Origin of the sequence: Bradyrhizobium sp. AT1 (assembly GCF_001590795.1) — a bacterium.
In the GTDB taxonomy this organism is placed as follows: domain Bacteria; phylum Pseudomonadota; class Alphaproteobacteria; order Rhizobiales; family Xanthobacteraceae; genus Bradyrhizobium.
The window spans coordinates 2,755,937-2,775,325 of the sequence record NZ_JXDL01000001.1; the positions used below are offsets into that span (position 1 = coordinate 2,755,937).

The window sequence follows — 19,389 nt, forward strand, 5'->3', positions numbered from 1 at the left end:
CGACATCTGCCTACTCCCTGAGATTGCGGGGTTTGCCCATTAGGGCCGGCTGAAACAGCAGCACGGCCGCGAGCGTTGTCACCAGCGAGAGGGCGAGCAGCTTGCCCATGCTGGACGTGCCGGGATGGCTCGACAGCCACAGGCTGCCGAACGCGGTCGCGGTCGTCAGCGCGCTGAAGAAGATCGCTCGCGTCAGGCTGGTCTGAAGCAGGTTTGTCCTGCCCGAGCGCCAGGCCACGACGTAGTAGATCTTGAAGGCGACGCCGACGCCGAGCAGCAGCGGGAACGCGACGATGTTGGCGAAGTTGAGCGGCAGCCCGATCAACACGCAGATCTCGAGCGTCACCGCCCCTGCAACCAGGAGCGGCACCAGCGTCATCAGGACGTCGACGAACCGGCGCAGCGTGATCCACAGCAACTGGCCGATTACCAGCAGCGCATAGATGCCGGCGTGGATGAACGCCCGCACCACGGTGTCGCCGGATTTCAGGATCGAGACCGGCCCGCCGATCGCGGTCGGCTCGGCGACGAGCACCGCCGCCGCAAATTTGCGCAGCGTGTCGTTGTCGTTGGGATCGCCCTTGGGCAGCGCCTCGACGCGGATGATGCCGTCCTTGCTCTTCCAGGCGCTGACGAGATCGGGCGGCAACGAGCTCAGCGTGACAGGTCCGGCCTGCATCGCGTTTCTGAGCTGGTCCAACGCGATCTTCATCGGCGTGACGAAGACGTCCTGCGCCTTGTTGCGCGTGGCCTCGTCGCCATTGGCGAGCTTTTCGAGCGCGTCGGCGAGACGCCGCGAGGCGACCGCACCCGGGCCCTTCTCCTCGCCCGCGGTCCGGCGCAGATTGCCCACCGAGGACTTCAGCGCCTCGACGTTTTCCTGATCCGACGGCGCCGCGTCGATCTGGTCGGGGTTGAGCGCGGGGTTCAGCACTTTGGCGCCCTGCGCGAGCAGCTTCAGCTTCGGCGGCTGGTCCTGCGGCACGAAGCTATTGAGCGACATCACCCGCAGCACCTCGGGCACCTTCTCCAGCTTCGCCTCGACCGCCCTCGCCTGCTCTTCCGAGGAGGTCATCACGTTGATGGCATTGGCGCCGGTGTTGGGGTCCTTGCGCAGGTCGAGGAAGGTGGCGATGGACTCGGCGTGCGGGTTGCGCAGGTTCATCGGGTTGAAGTCGAACTTCATGAAGTAGAGCAGCGGCAGGCCGGCGAGCGCGAGCAGCAGCGTGCCGCCCACGACGAGCACGCGGTGCTTCTCCAGGAAGTGATCGACCGGCGCCAGGAAGGCGTAGCCGACCGGCTCCTTTTCGCCGGGCGGGTTGAGCAGCTTCAGCATGGCCGGCAGAATGGTGATCGAGGAGAGGAACGCCACCAGCATGCCGACGCCGGCGATCTGGCCGAGCTCTGCGATGCCCTTGTAATCGGTCGGCATGAAGCAGAGGAAGCCGGCGGCGGTCGCCATCGCCGCGAGCGACAGCGGCACCGCCGAGCGCTTGGCCGCGAGCACCAGCGCGCCCGTGAGATCGTTGTGCTTGTAGCGCTCCGAACGGTAGCGGACGCTGTACTGGATCCCGAAATCGACGCCGAGGCCGACGAACAGCACCGCGAACGCGATCGACAGCAGATTGAACGATCCGACCATCATCAGGCCGGCCGCGGTCGTCAGCGCGAGGCCGACGAAGAGATTGACGAACACCGCGAAGATGATCTTCGCCGAATGCAGCGCCAGCCACAGGATGAGCAGCACGACGAGGACGGTGCCGACGCCGTTGACGACGGCGCCTTCCTGGACGGTGGCGTATTCCTCGTTGGCGATCGGGACCGGACCGGTCAGGCGCACCCGCGCCTGGTACTTGGTCGGAAACTCCAGGTCGGCTGCGGCCTTGCGGATCGCGTTGGTGGCATCCTTGCCGGGCTCCAGCGCGTTGTAGTCGAGAATCGGCTTGAATTCGATGAAGGCGCGCTTGTCGCTATCCGACAGCGGCTCGTCGCTGACAAGCTCGCGCCATGAGAAGCTCGCATTGCCCTTGTTGAGCACGGTCTCGACGGTCTGCGCGATCAGGTTGAAAGGCCGCGCGGTGTTGTCGAGCTTGACCTGGCCGCGCTTGACGCCGGCAAGGCCCGTCTCCAGCGCGCCGGTCAGGCCGCGGATCGAGGGATCGCCGGCCATGATCTCGATCAGGGGAGCGGCCGATTCGAACTGGCCGGTGATCTTGGCGACCTCCTCGGTCGGCAGGAACAACAGGCCGTTCTTCTCGAAGAACTCGCCGCTGCCGAGCTGCTGCATCGACTGGAAGTTGGTCTTGTCGTCCTTCAGCTTGGCAAACAGCGCGTCCGCCGCAGCGCTCGCCATTTCGGGGGTCTTGGCCTCGACGACAGCCGTGATGGTCGCATCGCGGTCGAAGGCCTTGTCGAACTGCTGGTCGCGCTGGCGCCAGTCCAAATTCTGGGCAATCAGCGAATTGATGTCGGTGTTGATGGCGAAATGCTGGGACGCGTAATAGCCCGCGCCCACCGCCAGCAGGAGCCCGAGAACGACGACGAGGGAGGCAAACCGGGTGCAGGCCCTGACGATGGCAACGACGACGCTTTGCAGCACTTCTTTTCTTTCTGCAGTTAACAGCTTGCCGGAAACGCCCGCTGTTTATCGGAGTTCCCGGACGAAACCTATTGCTGTTTTGGGTGGTTCTCCCGGGAACAAGGTTCGAAGTAAACGGCGGGAGACCGGGCAAAATCATGCGGGGCGTTCGTATAGCCGGGGAGTTGAGGCGGGAAAGTGACGAAGCACCAGGCACGGAGGCTGCCCATCTTGCGTGCAACGAACACCCTACTATATTACCTCAGTTCTGACCCGGCGGGGCGGGTAGTTTCATTCGACCTTTCCTTATTGCCGATTTTTTGACACAAAGTATTGCGCCTCCATGCGCCGGAGCCCCAACGGGGGTGGGTGGCTACCGCGTGCGCGAACCAATGGTGCGGATATTGCAACTCATTGGTCAGTATCGGGGTGCCGCCGGGGACTTGCGGAAAGCGGATTGGTGCAACTTGCGTGATGGGCGTCCAATGGAAGTTTATCTGGCGCAACCGCGCGGCTTCTGCGCGGGCGTGGTGCGTGCGATCGAAATCGTGGAACGGGCGCTGGAGAAGTACGGCCCGCCCGTCTACGTGCGCCACGAGATCGTGCACAACAAATACGTCGTCGAGAGCCTGAAGAACAAAGGCGCCATCTTCGTCGAGGAGCTGTCCGAGGTCCCGCCGAAATCGGTCACCGTCTTCAGCGCCCATGGCGTCGCCCGCAGCGTCGAGGAAGAGGCCGCCGCGCGCGACCTTCCGGTGCTCAATGCCACCTGCCCGCTGGTCACGAAAGTTCACAATCAGGGGAAGCGCTATATCGGCCGGGGCCGCACCCTGATCCTGATCGGCCATGCCGGTCACCCCGAGGTCGAAGGCACGATGGGCCAGGTTCCCGGCCCGGTGCTGCTTGTTCAAAGCATTCAAGAGGTTAACGCGCTGACACTGCCGGCGGATACGCCAGTGGCCTACATCACCCAGACCACCCTGTCGGTCGACGACACCAAGGATATCATCACGGCTCTTCAGGCCCGCTTTACAGATATTCAAGGCCCGGATATCCGGGATATCTGCTATGCGACACAGAACCGCCAATCTGCGGTAAGGGACTTGAGCAAGCTGGTCGACGTGATCTTGGTGGTGAGCGCTGCCAACAGCTCGAATTCGAACCGGCTTCGCGAAATCGGCACCGAGGCCGGCGTCGCGAGTTATTTGATTGCCGACGGCAGCGAGCTCAATCCGGAATGGTTGGAGAATGCCAGGACCGTCGGCATCACGGCCGGCGCTTCGGCGCCTGAGGTACTCGTGGATGACGTGATCGAAGCGATGCGGCGGATCGGACCGGTCAAGGTCCAGGTGCTGCCGGGCCGCGAGGAAAACATCGAATTCCGGCTTCCGGCCCAACTGGCTGCGAGCTGACCCACCCGAATTGAAAAGCCCAGAAAGAAACTTGTAATGGCCATCCCCTTCTTCAAGGAAATGCGTATCGGCGGCTATTTGCTCAAGCAGAAACTGCTTGGCCGCAAACGCTATCCGCTCGTGCTGATGCTGGAGCCGCTGTTCCGCTGCAACCTCGCCTGCGTCGGCTGCGGCAAGATCGATTATCCCGATGCGATCCTCAACCGCCGCATGACCGCGCAGGAGTGCTGGGACGCGGCCGACGAGTGCGGCGCGCCGATGGTCGCCATTCCCGGCGGCGAGCCGCTGATCCACAAGGAGATCGGCGAGATCGTGCGCGGCCTCGTCGCGCGCAAGAAGTTCGTCTCGCTCTGCACCAATGCGCTGCTGCTCGAGAAGAAGCTCGATCTGTTCGAGCCCTCCCCGTATCTGTTCTTCTCCGTGCATCTCGACGGCCTGCGTGACCATCACGACAAGGCTGTGTCGCAGAAGGGCGTGTTCGACCGCGCGGTGTCCGCGATCAAGGCGGCCAAGGCCCGAGGCTTCACCGTCAACGTCAACGCCACCATCTTCGACGGCCATCCGGCCGAGGAGATCGCCAAGTTCCTCGATCTCACGGTCGAGCTCGGTGTCGGCGTCTCGATGTCGCCGGGCTACGCCTATGAGCGCGCGCCGGACCAGGAGCACTTCCTCAACCGCACCAAGACCAAGAAGCTGTTCCGCGACGTCTTCGCGATGGGCAAGGGCAAGAAGTGGAACTTCATGCATTCCGGCCTGTTCCTCGACTTCCTCGCCGGCAACCAGGAATACGAGTGCACGCCCTGGGGCATGCCCGCGCGCAACATCTTCGGCTGGCAGAAGCCCTGCTACCTGCTCGGTGAAGGCTACGCGAAAACCTTCAAGGAGCTGATGGACACCACCGATTGGGAAACCTACGGCACCGGCAAGTACGAGAAGTGCGCCGACTGTATGGCCCATTGCGGCTACGAGCCGACGGCTGCGACCGCCGCGCTCAACAACCCGCTGAAGGCGATGTGGGTGTCGCTGCGCGGCATCAGGACCACCGGCCCGATGGCGCCGGAGATCGACATGAGCAAGCAGCGTCCGGCGCAGTACATCTTCTCGGCGGAAGTGCAGAAGCGCCTGTCGGAGATCCGCAAGGACGAAGCCGCCGCCGCCGCGGAGAAGGCGTCGCAGAAGGCCTCGACCGCGGCGTAAGCGGACGCCATCAACTCTCACGACGAAGGCCCGGCCGCAATCGCGACCGGGCTTTTTCTTTTGCGGGCCGTTGTGCCGACGGTTCGTGTCCCGGACGCGCTGCAGCGCCCTTGCGCTGCTGCGCAGAGCCGGGACCCACGCGCCGCGTGCCGCGTCGATGCATGGGCCCCGGCTCTGCAGCGCACCGCGCAAGTGCGCGCTGCGCTGCGTCCGGGGCACGAGGCGCGAATGTATCGCTCGCTCTCTCCACGTCATTGCGAGCAAGTGGCAACTGGATCGCACTTCATCAGCTCTCGCAATTGCAGACACACCTCCGCATTCCCGCGGCTTATTTCGCCCGGGTTTTGCTGTTCGTTTCGCCCTCGAAAGACCAGAGGACGCAGGGAAGGCCGGGCGCCGGCGGCACCCGCAATCCGTGCGCAACAAAAATGCACACGGGGTGGATCACAGGTGTTGCCGGTCGCCCGGCCTTCCCTGCGCGGATGGTTTTAACGGTGTCCTTCGCGCTCTCCTCGGGGAGCGTTGCACTATTGCCCCCGTCGCCTCGCAGCTGTTCGATGCGCGCGCCGGTTGGCCGCCACATCACCGCGAGGTTTGACGCCAGAACCGCGGGCGTCGGGACCACACGACTTCTCCGTCCGCGGACGATCCCACCTCAGCATCCGGGGCCCGATGTGCGCGCCCCCGACCATCAACAAGACCGCTGTGACCGCGCCGTGTCGTAGCGCGCCGCGCATGACTCAACGGTCGCCCGTCCCTGTCACCGCCTGTCGCGCCGGCGCTACCGCGTCCACCGCACCCCGACCCGCATCTCGTGACGATCGCGAAGCGCCCCTCTGGCAGGGCCGGGATGGAGGTTCTATGCCACAAATCCGAAATTCGGGAAAGCGGAATATTTTTGCGGGAAGGGGTTGACGGGTTTTGGGGTGTTTTGCCCGACGCCTCTCGCTGGCACCAGTCCAGTACTGTCAGCGAGTTACATCCGGATCAGGGACACAACAAAAAGGCCCGGTCGCGCGACCGGGCCTTATTCTAGGGATCGACGTCCCGCTCACGCCGCCTTCGACACCAGCACTTCGCTCTCAATCAGCTCCGTGCCGATCAGATAATCCCGGCAGCCGCGCAGGGAGCGCAGGGCGCGGTTGAAGTCGATGCCGGTCGAGACCAGGCCATGCAGCGCGGCGGGATTGCGCACGATGCCGCGCAGCACGGCGGCGAGGTCGATCTGGCCGTTCGGCTTGATGGCGGCGCGGGCGAGCGCCGGCAGCGCGCGGTGGGCGGGGTCGCTGATGACGCGCACCGCGGCAAAGGGCAGCCCGGCCTCGGTGGCGTAGGCGGCGGCGATGTGGCTTTCCATGTCGACGGCCGATGCGCCCGTCTCGGAGTGCAGCGCCGCCTTGCAGGCGCGCTTGGTGACCACTTCCTCGGCACCGGCGAGGCTGCCGCGCACCACGCGGCGGCGGCCCGAGGTCAGGCGGTCGATCAGATCGTCGCCGAGCGAAAGCCCTGCGGCCCAGCGGGTGTCGCCGGACAGCACTTCGGTCGCCAGCACGACATCGCCGGAGCGCAAGCTCGGGTCGAGCCCGCCGGCCACGCCGAAGGAGATCACGCCGCGAATCGTATTGGGGTCCACCACCGTCAGAAGCGCCCGCAACTGGGTCGGGCTGCTGGATGAACAGATGACCGCCATTCCGGGCCCGGCTGCGATGCGGGCCTCCTGAACCAATCCAGTCACGATCAGTATCGGCCGCGGATCAATGGCATTGCCCGCGTTGAGATAGTCCCCCGTCCCCAAAGTCACATTCCGACCCCTACCACCCTGCTGTTGGTGTTCCGCAAGTTCCGATACCGCGCCAACGCCCACAGCGGAAAGAACTTCGGGTAACCATGATAACGTAGATAGAACACCCGGGGGAAGCCTGTGGCGGTATACCGCTGCTCGTCCCACAGTCCTTTTTCGTTCTGTGTTGCAATCAGGTACTCCACCCCCCGGGCGACGGCGGGGTGATCAACCTCGCCTGCCGCCATCAGGGCAAGCAAGGCCCATGCCGTTTGCGAGGCCGTCGAGGGGGCGGCCTCCCAGCCCCGGTAATCCAGCCGGTAGCTGACGGCATCCTCCCCCCAACCGCCGTCCTGATTCTGGATCGAGGCCAGCCAGTCGGCGGCCTTCCGGATCATGGGGTCGTCATGTCGGACGCCGGCCATGTTCAGGGCGCAAAGCACCGACCAGGTTCCATAGATGAAGTTCATGCCCCAGCGGCCGTACCAGGACCCCTCGGGGTGCTGGGTCTTCCGGAGGTAGGCGACGCCGTCGGCCACGTGCTTGCTGGTCTTCGCGGTCTCGCCGAGCTGGGCCAGCATCGAGATGCAGCGCGCGGTGACGTCCTCGGTCGGCGGATCGAGCAGCGCGCCATGGTCGGAGAACGGGATGTTGTTGAGATAATATTCGAGATTGTTGACGTCGAAGGCGGCCCAGCCGCCATCGTCGCTCTGCATGCCCTCGATCCACTCCCGGCCGCGGGCGATCGCGTCGTCATAGCCGGTGGCGCCGTGCTCGCGGCGCATGCGGTCCATCGACATCACCACCACCGCGGTGTCGTCGAGATCGGGGTAATGGGCGTTGTTGTACTGGAAGGCCCAGCCGCCCGGACGCACGTCGGGCCGCTTCACCGCCCAGTCGCCCTTCACCTGAAGCTCCTGCCGCGGGATCAGCCAGTCGAGGCCCTGCTTGGCCGCCGGCACCGCCGTGTCGCCGCCGGCTTCCAGCAGCGCATGCGCGGTCAGCGTCGTGTCCCACACCGGCGAGACGCAGGGCTGGCAATAGGCCTCCTCGCCATTGATGACAAGCAGCTTGTCGATGCCGCGGCGGGTGATCGCGCGCGGCGGGAAATTCTCGTCCTTGCCGAGCGCGTCGTACATCATGACGATGTTGGCCATCGGCGGATAGATCGCGCCCATGCCGTCCTCGCCGTTGAGCCGCTCTTCGGTGAAGGCGAGCGCGGCATCGATCGCGCGCTTGCGCAAACTCTTCGGAAACAGCGGCTCGACCACGCGCAAGATCGCATCGAGCGAACGGAACAGCAGGAACCAGGCCATGCTCTGGTGCGGCGCCTTGGCGGTCATGCCGATCGAGCGCGGGTCCTGCAGGAACAGTTCGTCGATGCCGACGCCCTTCGGGTTCTTCGCGCGCGGCTTCAGCGCTGCGAGCACCATCAACGGCACCATGGTGGTGCGCGCCCAATAGGAGATCTTGTTGAGGTGGAACGGCGACCAGAACGGCAGCAGCACGATCTCGATCGGCAGCACCGGCACCGCGCGCCAGGTCACCACGCCGTACATCGCAAGCAGGAAGCGCGTGAAGACGTTGCTGTTGATGGCGCCGCCGCGCGCATGGATCGCCTCGCGCGCGCGCACCATGTGCGGGGCATCGACGGAATCGCCGATCATCTTCAGTGCGAAGTAGGCCTTCACGCTGGCGCTCATGTCGAACTCGCCGTCATGCACCAGCGGCCAGCCGCCATGGGCGCCCTGGATACGCCGCAGATAATTGCCGATCTTGGCCTCGAGCACGGTGTCGACCGGCTCGGCGAGATAATGGCGCAGCAGAACGTATTCGGCCGGGATCGTGCAGTCGGCCTCCAGCTCGAACACCCAATGGCCGTCGGATTGCTGGAAGCCGAGGAGGCCCTGGGTGGCCGACGCAATGCTCGATTCCAAAGCTTCGCGGCTGGTCGCGTTCACGGAATCCATGTCGCTCGATTGCTCCGATAGTCGATTGAAAGTTGACCGGGACACTTGCCCGTCAGGGCCGCTCCTCAGGATCCTTTGGCGGCCAGAACCAGATCAGCGGCGCGATCGCCGGATCGCACCGATCCCTCGATGGTTGCTGGCAATCCCGTAGCAGTCCAGTCGCCGGCAAGGAACAGGTTTTTCAGCGCCGTGACCGGCCCTGGACGCAGGGCATTCTGGGCGGGCGTGGCCGCAAAAGTGGCGCGGCGCTCGCGCACGATCTGCCAAGGCGGCAGCTCGCCGGATACGCCGCCGGCCTTGCAGACGTCGTTCCAGACCGCCTGCGCCAGTTCCTCGCGCGGCATGTCGACCAGGCGGTCGCCGTTGCTGATGGTCACGGAGAGCCGGTTCGGGAACGCGAACAGCCACTCCACCACGCCGCCGATCACGCCGAGGATCGGGGCCGAGCCCGGCGGCGGCTCAATGCGGAAATGCGCATTGACGATGGCGCGGAATTCGGTCGGCGTCTTCAGGCCCGGCAGCAGGCTGGCGGCCGCGCGCGGCGGCACCGCCATCACCACGACGTCGTCGTCGGCGAGCTGGATCAAATCCTCGCCGCCGAAATTCAGCGCGACTGCCTTGCCGTCGCTGGTCGCAAATGCGCGCAGCTCATGGCCGAGCTGAACGGTGTGGCCACGTTCAGCCAAAAACTTCACGGCGGGCTCGATCAGCACGGCGCTGAGGCCGTCGCGCGCGATCAGCGGACGGCAGGCCTGCCCGCCCGCAAGCAGCGTCTCGCGCACGATCGCACCGGCAAGCCCGGCCGAGCCCTCGGGCGGATCGACGTTGAGCGCGGCCAGCAGCAGCGGCTGCACCAGGCGCTGATAGAGCACGCCTTCGCACGGGATCGACTTGCCGACCAATGTCTCTTCCGACGCCCAGATCAGCGGGGCCAACTTCAGGTAGTCGACAAGGCCGGTGTCGGGCACACGGCGGCTCTCGTCGAGCACCCAGGTCGGCAACCGGCCCGCGCCGAGATCGATCTGCCAGCGCTGCCCGGTCTTGATGTCGACGAAGGGAAACTGCGCCCTCTCCGGGCCGACCAGGCCGGCCTCGGTGCCGATCGAACGCGCATAGGCGCGCGCGTGGCTGTTGCCCGACAGCAGCAGATGATTGCCGTTGTCGATGGTGAGATTGGTGGCGCCGTCGAAATAGGAGCGGCAGCGGCCGCCGGCCTGCTGCGTCGCCTCGTGCACGGCGACCTTGAAGCCGGAATTGGCGAGCCGCACGGCGGCGGAGAGGCCGGAAATTCCGGCACCGATGATGTGAGCTGTCTTTTGCATCAGATGAAAGCGTAGCGGAGCAGGATCAGGATGCGTGTGATCTTCGACACACGCACCGGCTGGCGCGGCGCGTTGAAACCGCGCGCAATCAGCAGATCCAGAATGGAATGATAGTATTTCGACATGATCCGCGGCGCGCGCACTAGCCGGCGCTTGTTGCGGTTCATGATCTCGTCCGACTTCTCGAAATGCGCTTTCGCGCGCTGCGTCAGCGGCATGCAGACCTTCGGCAGCGCGCGCTCGGCGATGACGCGGTTCGGATCATCAGAGGTGATGCCGGCATGCAGCAGCGCCTCGCGCGGCAAATAGAGCCGGCCGAGACCTGCGTCCTCGTCGATGTCGCGCAGGATGTTGGTGAGCTGAAGCGCGCGGCCGAGGTGATAGGCAAGCTGGATGCCGTCCTCTTCCGGCAGGCCGAACACCCGCACCGACAGCCGACCCACAGCACTGGCGACGCGATCGCAATACAGGTCCAGCGTCGCCATGTCGGGCGCGCGGATGTCCTGCGGCACGTCCATCTCCATGCCGTCGACGATCGCGAGGAAATCCTCGCGCTTGAGGCCGAAGGTCTTCACCGAGGCGACATAGTCCTTCAGCCTCGGCGGCGGATTGCCCTGATAGAGCGCGTCGATGTCGTTGCGCCACGCTTGGAGCGCGGCGAGCCGCTCCTCGCGCGGGCCGTCGGAATCGGCGATGTCGTCGACCTGGCGGCAGAAGCTGTAGATCTGGAACATCGCTTCGCGCTGGTCATGCGGCAGGATGCGCATCGCGGCGTAGAAGGAGCTGCCGGATGCGGTCGAGCCGTAGTTGGCGCCGGGCGCTGTCGCCTCAAGCGTCATGGGCAGTCCCCGGTCTGGAAATGGCCTTGCGTCCAATCGCGCGGCGGCCGGTCTCACCGAGCATTCCGGCGAGGCTGAAGACCAGCAGCTCGAACTTGTTCAGATGCACCCGCTCGCGCAGGGGATCGCGCACCTTCAAGAGGCGCACGATGCGGTCGGCATAGGCCTGGATCACCGCGACGTCGATGCCGAGACGGAAATCCCGGATCTCCGCAGCCAGCGACCTGCCCTCGTCGAGCAGCGCTTCGTTGCGGACGGCGAGCGCCTGCAGGCAGGCCAGCATCGCCGGCGGCGACTGCGACAGCCCGAGCTGCTCGACCGAGGCGCCGTGTGCCGCCAGCGCATCGCGCGGCAGGTAGACGCGGTTGAGCTCGCGGAAATCCTTGCCGCAATCCTGCAGGTGGTTGTTGATCTGCAGGCCGGCGCAGAGCGCATCCGATGCGGCCCAGGTCGAGGTGCTCTCGCCGTGGACGTCGAGCATGAAACGGCCAACCGGCATCGCCGAGTAACGGCAATAGTGAATGACCTCGTCCCAATTCTCGTAGCGCAGCTTGGTGACGTCCATGCGGAAGGCGATGAGCACGTCGAGCGCATGACGCGGCGCCATGCCGCGCTCGGCGAGCGCGCGGCGCAGAGTCACGGCTTCGGCCTGGGTCTCGCCCTTGCCGAGCAGCTCCGCCTCGAGCAGGTCGAGATAGGCGAGCTTCTGGTCGGCCGGCAGGCTCGCGTGGTCGGCGATGTCGTCGGCGGTGCGGACGAAATTGTAATACGCCAGGATCAGGGCGCGATGACGCGGATGAATGATCCAGGACGCGACGGGAAAATTCTCGTCGCGGTCACCCTTGCCGGATCGCAATTCGCTCGCAGAGGTCATCGAGGGCTGGTTTACAATCGTTTGGACAGAAGGGCTTCTTCGCTCGCGGGCTCATGCCGGCGATCCGCCGCGGCCCCCATATAGGGGAATAATGCCGCAAAACCAATCCTGTCGGGCGATGGCTGCCCTTTCGCGGATCCGGCCCGAAAAGGCGGCCCCAAAGGCCGCCTTTGTGGGCCAGTGGCTTACTGGTTGTGGTTCTTCAGGACCTGGTCGCAGGCCTGGGAGATCTTGGCCCGGTTCTCCTTGAGGCAGGCCAGGATGGTGAAATCGCCCTGGTCGATGACCGGGCGGCAGAACTTCTGCACGTCGCGGGTGCAGGCCTTCTGCTCGGAATCCGTGCCGCGTCCTGCCTGGGCGAATGCCGCGGTCGAAAGGGAAGCCGACAGCAGGGTGAGAGCGACGAGAAGCTTACGCATTGTATTCCTTCATTCTGACGGCAGAATCGCACCGGACCCGGACTGCACAGGGCGGACGACCGGAACGGATTGTTCTGATGGCAAGTCGCCGCGGGAGGTGCGGCCTCAGAGAAGGCACAAGCACTGGCAAATGCGGCCAAATTGGCGCCGCGTCCACCAAATCAGGTCTTCCCCGCGCCTTCCTTGGCAGATGTAAGAGGTTGATACTACGTCATAATTCGGAAGCTCTGCGTTTTACTGCAGACCTGTTGCAGAGCTGCATCTGTCCACCCCGCATTTCCCGCCAGAAACATGCCGAAACAAGGCAAATCAGCGGATCCAGGCCGGGTGCGAGGCGTTGTGAACCGCCATCTCTGGCAGCCTCGCTTTGAACCTGACACGGGCTCGGAGCACTAAACTTTCGATGTGGCGAGACGTTCTCATGCGGAAGAGGACGTCGTTCCAAAACGGGATATTTAAGATGACATTCTTTGGGCGATCTGGACTGGCAATCAAGGCGGCCGGCATCGGCGCGGCGCTGCTTTTCTCGGCTTCGACAGGCCACGCTCAGTCATCCGGACCGTTTGCCGGTTTCGACGGCGCGTGGACCGGCACCGGCACGGTGTCGCTGTCCGACGGCTCCACCGAGCGCATTCGCTGCAAGGCCGACTATAAGGTCGCCGGCAGCGGCCTGAACCTGAAGCAGGCGCTGCACTGTGCCTCCGACAGCTACAAGTTCGACCTCACCAGCGACGTGACGAGCCAGGGCGAGCGCATCTCCGGCAATTGGAGCGAGTCCAGCCGCAACATCTTCGGCAATCTCCAGGGCACCGCCGGCGGCGGTCAGATCGACGTGTTCGTCGAGGCCAACGGTTTTGCCGCCAACCTCTCGCTGCGCACCAACGGCAGCAAGCAGACGGTGCAGATCTCGTCCAAGGGCGAGATTCGCGGCGTCAATATCACCATGACGAAGAGCTGATCTCATCTCGCATCGATGGGAATCATGCCCCCGGTTCTCGCGAGCCGGGGGCTTTTTGCTGGCACGAACTCAATCGAGGCGGACTTGCCGAGATGGACCCGATCCGCAGACATCTGCTCAAGGCCGCCGGGCTCTTCGTGGCCACCCGGGCCTTCGCCGATGATCAGCAGGGAGCGAGCATGCAGCCTTCACCGGTGAAGCCGCGTCACGTGCTCTGCTTCCTCGGCAAGAATGAAAGCCTGCTGCAGCCTCCGAAGGCGGTGGCCAAGACCATCGCCGATTTCGGTTTCGAGATCGACCGCACCTATTCGCAAGCAAAACCCGATGCGAACATGGCACGATCGTTCGGCGTGTGCTGGGACCGCGTCTTCCCGAAGGCATGGTCCGCCGCGGACGAGGCGGCGGTCGCCAACCACAAGGCGGTGCTCTACGTGCTGAGCCCGCGGATGGATCAGGAGAAGACAGCCGCCGGGTCGGCCGCCGCGCTGCAGATCGTGGACGAAATGTTCGACGCGGGGGCGGTTGCCGCAAAAGGCGAAAGCGCCGGCATCGCGCATGGCGTCGCACGGTGGCGCAGTCTCGCTGATCAGGCGCGCAACGGCGCGAAGACTGACCAGGGCCTGCGTATGGCTCCTGCCGTGACCAAGGCCTGCCGCCTTGCCTTTGCCAAACGCCCGCTCGCCGGCGATCGCTACTTCGAGAGCGTCGGCTACCACCTCGTCGGCCTGCCGGACGTCTATGTCGCAAAATCGCGCGGCACCGATCGGTCCGCGGTGATGCTGATGGACGAGATCGCCGACGCCATGGCGGAGCGCGGCGTTGAGGCGGCGCTGCGCGAGCGCAAGCTCACGCTGTCGCACGAGCAGGATTACGCGCAGAGCGATTTCAAGTTCAACCCGTACGGAATCGTTCGCGTCGAGGCGTAAGAGCGGGGCGGCATCTGCCGCCCTCTCTCTAGATCGCCGGCTTGTCCGGCCCCTGCAGCTTGCCGTGCAAATTGATCAGCCACATCGCCGTCGGCCTGAGGATGAAGAGGTCGGCGACCAGCGCCATCACCATCGAGAAGGCACTGAGCCAGCCGAACAGCCGCAGCGACGGCAGGTCGGAGAACACGGTGACGACGAGGCCGCAGGCCAGCACCACCGTGGTCAGGATCAGCGCAGGTCCAACCAGCACCGTCGCCCGCTCCACCGCGAGCGCGGAGCCGACGCCCGGCTTGCTCTCCAGGCGGAGGCGATTGAGGAAGTGGATGGTGGCGCTTAAGCCCAGCCCGAACGAGACGGTGAGCGCGACGACACTGGCGAATTGCAGCCCCTCGCCCATCGCCCACAGCACCGTTCCCGACATCACCACCGGGAAGATGCCCGGCAGGATGCAGGCGAACATCACCACCCAGGAACGGAAGGCAAGGCCGATGAAGATCGCAACCAGTGCGAATTCGACGGTGAGGCCGCGGTTCAGCTTCTCGATCATGCTGGCCGAGTTGCGCGCCGCAATGGCGGCCAGACCCGTCACAGCGATCTCATAGCCCGGATGCTTCTTGCGGATCGCGTCGAGCTCGGAATCGAGCTTGTCGACGATCGGCAGGAGCTGGCTGGAATCCTTGTCGGGCACGCGGCCGGCCACCACGACGGCGTCCTGCTCGGCGTCGATGAAGCGCCGCACCAGATGCTCGGGGATGACGTTGACATATTCCTTCAGCGTGGCGACGTCGGCGCTGCCGGCCTTTTCCGCGAGCCAGCGGCGCAGCGTCTCCAGCGACCAGACGTTGCCGACGCCGGCAGACTTCTCCACGGTCGCATGCACGTCCGCTATGGTCTGGAGCGTCTCCGGCGAATAGAGCGTTTCGCCCTTCGGGAATGCAATCAGCACGTTGACCGGATTGGCGCCGGTGAGCTTTGCATCCAGCCGGTCGCTGGCGGCAACCGCCTGGCGCTTGTCCGGCACCTGATCGGCGAGCCGGTAGCGCGGCTCCAGATTGGCGTAGATGACGCCGAGGCCGCCGACGAACAGCACCGCGATCAGGCTGAACAGGCCGGGCCGGCCGACCATGCGCACCGCGATCCAGTAGCAGAAATTGCGCAGCGCCTGGACGCCGGCATCCGCGCCCTGGAACTTGACCGCGAACGTCTTCTCGTTGCGCACGAGCAGCACGCCGAACACCGGCACCAGCGACAGCACCGCGACCAGCGCGATGATGGTGGCGGCCAGACCCGCCTCGCCGAACTTGCGGATCAGGTCGGAGTTGGAGAACTGCAGCGCGATGAAGGAAATGCCGGCGGTGCCGTGCGTCAGCACGCAGGCCGGTCCCACCACCAGGACGGCGTTCTTGAACGCGGTGAACTTGTCCTGCCCCGCGATCAGCCGGTCACGCGCGGCAAAGGTGAGCTGCATCGAGTCCGAGAAACTGATCACCATGATGAGCGGCGTCATCACGTTCAGGAACATGTTGAGATTGAAATTGGCCCAGCCGAGCGCGCCGAGCGCCAGCAGGATCGCGATCATCGGCGGGAACGCCGCGGCGACCATGAAGGAGATCTTGCGGAAGAAGATGATGGCGATGACGCAGCCGGCGAGGATGCCGAGGATGTTGTAGGTGAGGCCGTCGCGTTCGACGGCATTGCGGATCTCGAGCTGCATCACGGGCACGCCGGAAAGCTGCACGTTGAGCCCGGTGTCGCCGAGATCCTCCTTCATCAGCGCGCGGATGTCGGCGACGGTCTTGGTCAGCTTGCTGGAGGCGACCACTTCCGGATCGAGCGACAGCACGATCAGCGCCAAAGTGCCGTCTTCCGACAACAGCTTGCCGCGGATGATCTCGTTGTTTTTGACGGTCTCGATGAACTTGTCGTAGTCGGCGCCCTCGGGCAGCTCGGCCGGGAATAGTGCCGCCGGCAATTTGCCCGGCGCCGGCGCCTGGCGCGCGGAGAACAGCGAGACCAGCCCGCGCGTACCTTCGACCAACTGCATGTCGGTGACGAAGTCGCGCAGCTTCTCGAGATTATTCCGCGCCAGGAGGTTCTTGCCTTCGACCACGACGAGGACGTCGAACTCCTCGGCTGGGAACTTCTTCGTGACCTCTTCATACTGGCGGAATTCACGGCTGTCGGAGCGGAAGAGCTGCGACAGCGAATCGTCGATCTTGATCCGGTGGATGCCGAACACCGCGCCGACGATCAGGACGAGCAGGACGATGCAGGAAACGATCGGCGCCCGGACCGCGATCAGCCCGAGACGCTCCAGCCCGAAGGCGATCGAGGACGTCGGTCCCTGCTCGACCTTGTCGACATGAACCTCATTCTCGCTGTGCTTTTCGAGCATGCCTTATCCAGTTCCTGTCGGCTCGGTCTTGAGAGCTTGTCGCGCCCCGCGAACGGCTTGAAAACGCCATACCAATGGGAGGCTTGCCCTTTGAAAATGCGCGGAAAATCGCCGTGGGGGGTTTAGCAGGTCAACCGGTCTTTTCGCAAGCAGGCGAAGTGTGGCCGAATCGATCAAGAAGCGGCGATCTGGGCCCTCGGCGCCGGTCATCCCGGCGAGAATGTGCCAATTCGACGCGGCGCGCGGTCGGCACTCTCGTCCTTCAGCGCCACGCCACTGACCTGCCGCGCCAACCCCTCGCGAACCAGCCAGGCGATCTTGAAGGCGGCCTCGTCGTAACTCAACCCGGCGTGGTGGATGTTGGACACGCAATTGCGCTCGGCATCGGTGCGGCCGGGCTTCGGCGCGAAGGTCAGATAGGCGCCGAGACTGTCGGGCGCGGACAGGCCGGGCCGCTCGCCGATCAGCGTCGCCACCATGCGCGCACCGAGAATGGCGCCGATCTCGTCGCCAAGCGCAACGCGCGCGCCTGAGGCGACGACGACATGGCCGACCGCGACGTCGTCCCCTTCCGCGAGCAACGGCAGCAGGCACCTCACCAGGGCCGCCGCATGGGCATGGACCGCGGCCGCGGACAGGCCATCGCCGATCACGAGCGCGAGCTGGCACGGCGCCACGGCCGCTTGCGCCAGGACCTCGACCGAGCCGGCCTCGAGCCGTCGTCCCAGATCCGGCCGTCGCAGATAGTCGGCGCGGTCGACCGCCTGGCTTCTCACCGCGGTGACGGCAAGTCCGAGCGCGCCGAGATCGGCGAGCAGACGCGGCGCGTCGAAGGCCGCGTGCACGGCATCGCGGGCGCGGGCATGGTCGAGGGTGAAATCGAGCAGCGCCCTGGTCGGTACGCTTGCGCCGCTGCGCCCGAGCGCGACGCGCGCGGGCGTGAACGCCCTGAGGTCGATGGTCGGGCGAGAAGGAATGGACTTGTCACTCATTCGGCGGGAACGGCGGCCTCGCGCAGCCGGATCGAGTAATTCGAGGCGTTCTGCCTGCCGCTGGAGGCCGCGCGCGCAAAGGTGATGAGATGGTGCGCGATCAGGGTGCAGCCGATCAGGCCTTCGAGATCGCCGCGCTTGATGCGCCCCAGCGCGAACTTCCAGAACACGCGCTTGTAGTCGCCGAGCACACCGACCTTCCAGAAGATGTTGCGCAGCATGACGAGACCGCGCCGGATGTTGGGCCAGGTCTTCATCTCGTCCGGGGTCGGCATCTTCAGGCGGTGCACATAGACGTGGTCGCACTGATACTGGAAGCGCGCGTAGACCTTCTCGGGCTCGTAGGCGACGCCCATGGCGTGCTTCCAGGATGCGACCACCTCGTCATAGGGCAACAGGAAATCCACGTTGGAATCGCGGCCGTCGTCGTGGACGAGGCGCCCCTCGCGCTCCAGCCGGTCCCACAACGGCGTCTTCGGCAGCGCCTGAAGCAAATTGATCGTGAGCAGCGGAATCCGGGATTCCTCGACGAAGTCGAGCAGCGCCTCGGACGTGTTCGGCTTGTCGGTGTCGAGCCCCATGATGATGCCCGAGACGACCTCCATGCCATAGGAGTTGATGGTGCGCACGCCCTCCAGGATCGGGACCATCATGTTGTGGTCCTTCTGCATCGCCTTCAGCGCGTCGGGATCCGGCGTTTCGATGCCGCAGAAGATGGTGATGAAATAGGCCTCGCGCATCTTTTCGAGAATCTCGGGCCGCTTGGCGATGTTGAGCGTCGCCTCGCAGGCGAGCCGCACCACATAGCCGGTCCGCTTCTGCCATTCGATCAGGTGCGGCAACAAATCCATCGCCGCCTTGCGGTTGCCGATGAAATTGTCGTCGACGAAATAGACCGTGTCGGTCATGCCGCATTCGCGCAGACGATCCAGCTCGGCGATGATCTGCTGCGGCGACTTGATGCGCGGGTTGCGGCCGTAGAGGCCGGGGATGTCGCAGAACTCGCACTGATAGGGACAGCCGCTGGAATACTGGATGCTGCCGAGAAAGTATTTCTTCACGTCGGCAAGCTCGTAGGCCGGGATCGGAAACTCCGTCATCGGCACGCGGTCCTTGGTGGTGAGGACCACCTGTTCGTCAGGACGCGCCGTATCGCGCGAAAGAATCTCGATCAGCTGGTTGGTGGCATCGCCGAGCTCTCCGACATGGAGATAGTCGAACGAGGGATAATAGTCGGGACAGGCGCTGACCGAGGGGCCACCGAGCGCGACCGGCAGATCGAACTCATGCGCGCGGCGGCAGATGTCGTTCATCTGCTGGCGCTGGATGTGCATGCCGCTGACGAAGACCGCCTCGGCCCACTCGAACTCTTCCCTGGTCGCGCGGCGCAAATTCTCGTCGACGAATTTGACCTGCCAATCCTGCGGCAGATAGGCGGAGATCAGCAGCAGGCCCTGCGGCGGCATGAAGGCGCTGACACCGTCGGTCAGGGGATAGGAATGCTCGAAGGTCCCGAACGAGGATGTATAGCGCGGAAACACGCAGAGAATCCGCCGGGACGTTCCGTTACTTGCAGCTCGCATCTAAGCTCCCCCGCCACACTCGACCTGGTTGCGGAAATTGCCAGCCAGACACATAGCGTAATGCTGCCGCCGGAATTTCTCAATATTGTGGCGCAAGCATAATCCCGAGGGCGGCAAATGGTTTCCTGAGGAAAGCCTCCTCGC

Annotated in this window: 14 protein-coding genes; 4 read left to right on the forward strand and 10 right to left on the reverse strand. The window is 64.8% G+C overall.

Annotation, left to right across the window (positions count from 1 at the left end; genetic code table 11):
• Window positions 1-10 precede the first annotated feature (10 nt).
• Entirely contained in the window at window positions 11-2,599 is a 2,589-nt protein-coding gene (gene hpnN / locus SE92_RS13090) for a hopanoid transporter HpnN (protein ID WP_063196076.1), read from the reverse strand.
• A 464-nt stretch (window positions 2,600-3,063) separates the two neighbouring features.
• Between hpnN and ispH the strand changes: the two genes are divergently transcribed.
• Complete coding sequence (gene ispH, locus SE92_RS13095) at window positions 3,064-3,990, forward strand: 4-hydroxy-3-methylbut-2-enyl diphosphate reductase (protein WP_063196077.1); 927 nt, start codon at window positions 3,064-3,066, stop codon at window positions 3,988-3,990.
• A 36-nt stretch (window positions 3,991-4,026) separates the two neighbouring features.
• On the forward strand, window positions 4,027-5,187 hold the full coding sequence (gene hpnH, locus SE92_RS13100) for an adenosyl-hopene transferase HpnH (protein WP_063196078.1): 1,161 nt from the start codon (window positions 4,027-4,029) through the stop codon (window positions 5,185-5,187).
• 1,051 nt (window positions 5,188-6,238) lie between these two features.
• On the opposite strand, the gene SE92_RS13105 is transcribed toward hpnH, so the two are convergent.
• From SE92_RS13105 to SE92_RS13130, 6 genes are all read right to left on the reverse strand, one after another.
• Complete coding sequence (locus SE92_RS13105) at window positions 6,239-6,988, reverse strand: phosphorylase (protein WP_063196079.1); 750 nt, start codon at window positions 6,986-6,988, stop codon at window positions 6,239-6,241.
• Window positions 6,985-8,937, reverse strand: a complete 1,953-nt coding sequence (shc, locus tag SE92_RS13110) for a squalene--hopene cyclase (RefSeq protein WP_063196080.1) — start codon at window positions 8,935-8,937, stop codon at window positions 6,985-6,987. Before shc ends, SE92_RS13105 begins: the two co-directional genes overlap by 4 nt.
• Window positions 8,938-9,002: 65 nt before the next feature.
• Window positions 9,003-10,259, reverse strand: coding sequence for a hydroxysqualene dehydroxylase HpnE (gene hpnE / locus SE92_RS13115; protein ID WP_063196081.1), 1,257 nt, complete (start codon window positions 10,257-10,259; stop codon window positions 9,003-9,005).
• Window positions 10,259-11,098 (reverse strand): presqualene diphosphate synthase HpnD, encoded by an 840-nt coding sequence (hpnD, locus tag SE92_RS13120; RefSeq protein WP_063196082.1) that lies wholly within the window; start codon window positions 11,096-11,098, stop codon window positions 10,259-10,261. The genes hpnE and hpnD overlap by 1 nt, the downstream gene beginning before the upstream one ends.
• A complete protein-coding gene (gene hpnC / locus SE92_RS13125) occupies window positions 11,088-11,972 on the reverse strand; it encodes a squalene synthase HpnC (RefSeq protein ID WP_063196083.1) in 885 nt (294 codons plus the stop codon). Before hpnC ends, hpnD begins: the two co-directional genes overlap by 11 nt.
• A 185-nt stretch (window positions 11,973-12,157) precedes the next feature.
• Window positions 12,158-12,391 (reverse strand): hypothetical protein, encoded by a 234-nt coding sequence (locus SE92_RS13130; RefSeq protein ID WP_008144014.1) that lies wholly within the window; start codon window positions 12,389-12,391, stop codon window positions 12,158-12,160.
• 460 nt (window positions 12,392-12,851) lie between these two features.
• Here SE92_RS13130 and SE92_RS13135 point away from each other — a divergent pair, with 460 nt between their 5' ends.
• Window positions 12,852-13,349, forward strand: coding sequence for a hypothetical protein (locus SE92_RS13135; protein ID WP_063196084.1), 498 nt, complete (start codon window positions 12,852-12,854; stop codon window positions 13,347-13,349).
• Between the two features lie 92 nt (window positions 13,350-13,441).
• A complete protein-coding gene (locus SE92_RS13140; protein WP_063196085.1) occupies window positions 13,442-14,275 on the forward strand; it encodes a hypothetical protein in 834 nt (277 codons plus the stop codon).
• Between the two features lie 28 nt (window positions 14,276-14,303).
• Here the strand turns inward: SE92_RS13140 and SE92_RS13145 are convergent, their stop codons facing one another.
• The 3 genes from SE92_RS13145 to SE92_RS13155 form a co-directional block, all read right to left on the reverse strand.
• The gene (locus SE92_RS13145) at window positions 14,304-16,670 is read right to left on the reverse strand and encodes an efflux RND transporter permease subunit (RefSeq protein WP_063196086.1); all 2,367 of its coding nucleotides are present in this window, start codon (window positions 16,668-16,670) and stop codon (window positions 14,304-14,306) included.
• 206 nt (window positions 16,671-16,876) lie between these two features.
• On the reverse strand, window positions 16,877-17,662 hold the full coding sequence (gene eutC, locus SE92_RS13150) for an ethanolamine ammonia-lyase subunit EutC (protein WP_063196087.1): 786 nt from the start codon (window positions 17,660-17,662) through the stop codon (window positions 16,877-16,879).
• Window positions 17,659-19,245, reverse strand: coding sequence for a B12-binding domain-containing radical SAM protein (locus SE92_RS13155; protein WP_063196088.1), 1,587 nt, complete (start codon window positions 19,243-19,245; stop codon window positions 17,659-17,661). Before SE92_RS13155 ends, eutC begins: the two co-directional genes overlap by 4 nt.
• Window positions 19,246-19,389: the final 144 nt, after the last annotated feature.

Bases quoted from the DNA above. Each gene is read 5' to 3' on its own strand.
- ispH (WP_063196077.1), top strand. From the start codon at position 3,064: ATGGAAGTTTATCTGGCGCAACCGCGCGGCTTCTGCGCGGGCGTGGTG.
- hpnE (WP_063196081.1), bottom strand. From the start codon at position 10,259: ATGCAAAAGACAGCTCACATCATCGGTGCCGGAATTTCCGGCCTCTCC.
- SE92_RS13130 (WP_008144014.1), bottom strand. From the start codon at position 12,391: ATGCGTAAGCTTCTCGTCGCTCTCACCCTGCTGTCGGCTTCCCTTTCG.
- eutC (WP_063196087.1), bottom strand. From the start codon at position 17,662: ATGAGTGACAAGTCCATTCCTTCTCGCCCGACCATCGACCTCAGGGCG.
- hpnH (WP_063196078.1), top strand. From the start codon at position 4,027: ATGGCCATCCCCTTCTTCAAGGAAATGCGTATCGGCGGCTATTTGCTC.
- SE92_RS13145 (WP_063196086.1), bottom strand. From the start codon at position 16,670: ATGCTCGAAAAGCACAGCGAGAATGAGGTTCATGTCGACAAGGTCGAG.
- hpnC (WP_063196083.1), bottom strand. From the start codon at position 11,972: ATGACCTCTGCGAGCGAATTGCGATCCGGCAAGGGTGACCGCGACGAG.
- SE92_RS13135 (WP_063196084.1), top strand. From the start codon at position 12,852: ATGACATTCTTTGGGCGATCTGGACTGGCAATCAAGGCGGCCGGCATC.
- shc (WP_063196080.1), bottom strand. From the start codon at position 8,937: ATGGATTCCGTGAACGCGACCAGCCGCGAAGCTTTGGAATCGAGCATT.
- SE92_RS13140 (WP_063196085.1), top strand. From the start codon at position 13,442: ATGGACCCGATCCGCAGACATCTGCTCAAGGCCGCCGGGCTCTTCGTG.
- SE92_RS13155 (WP_063196088.1), bottom strand. From the start codon at position 19,245: ATGCGAGCTGCAAGTAACGGAACGTCCCGGCGGATTCTCTGCGTGTTT.
- hpnD (WP_063196082.1), bottom strand. From the start codon at position 11,098: ATGACGCTTGAGGCGACAGCGCCCGGCGCCAACTACGGCTCGACCGCA.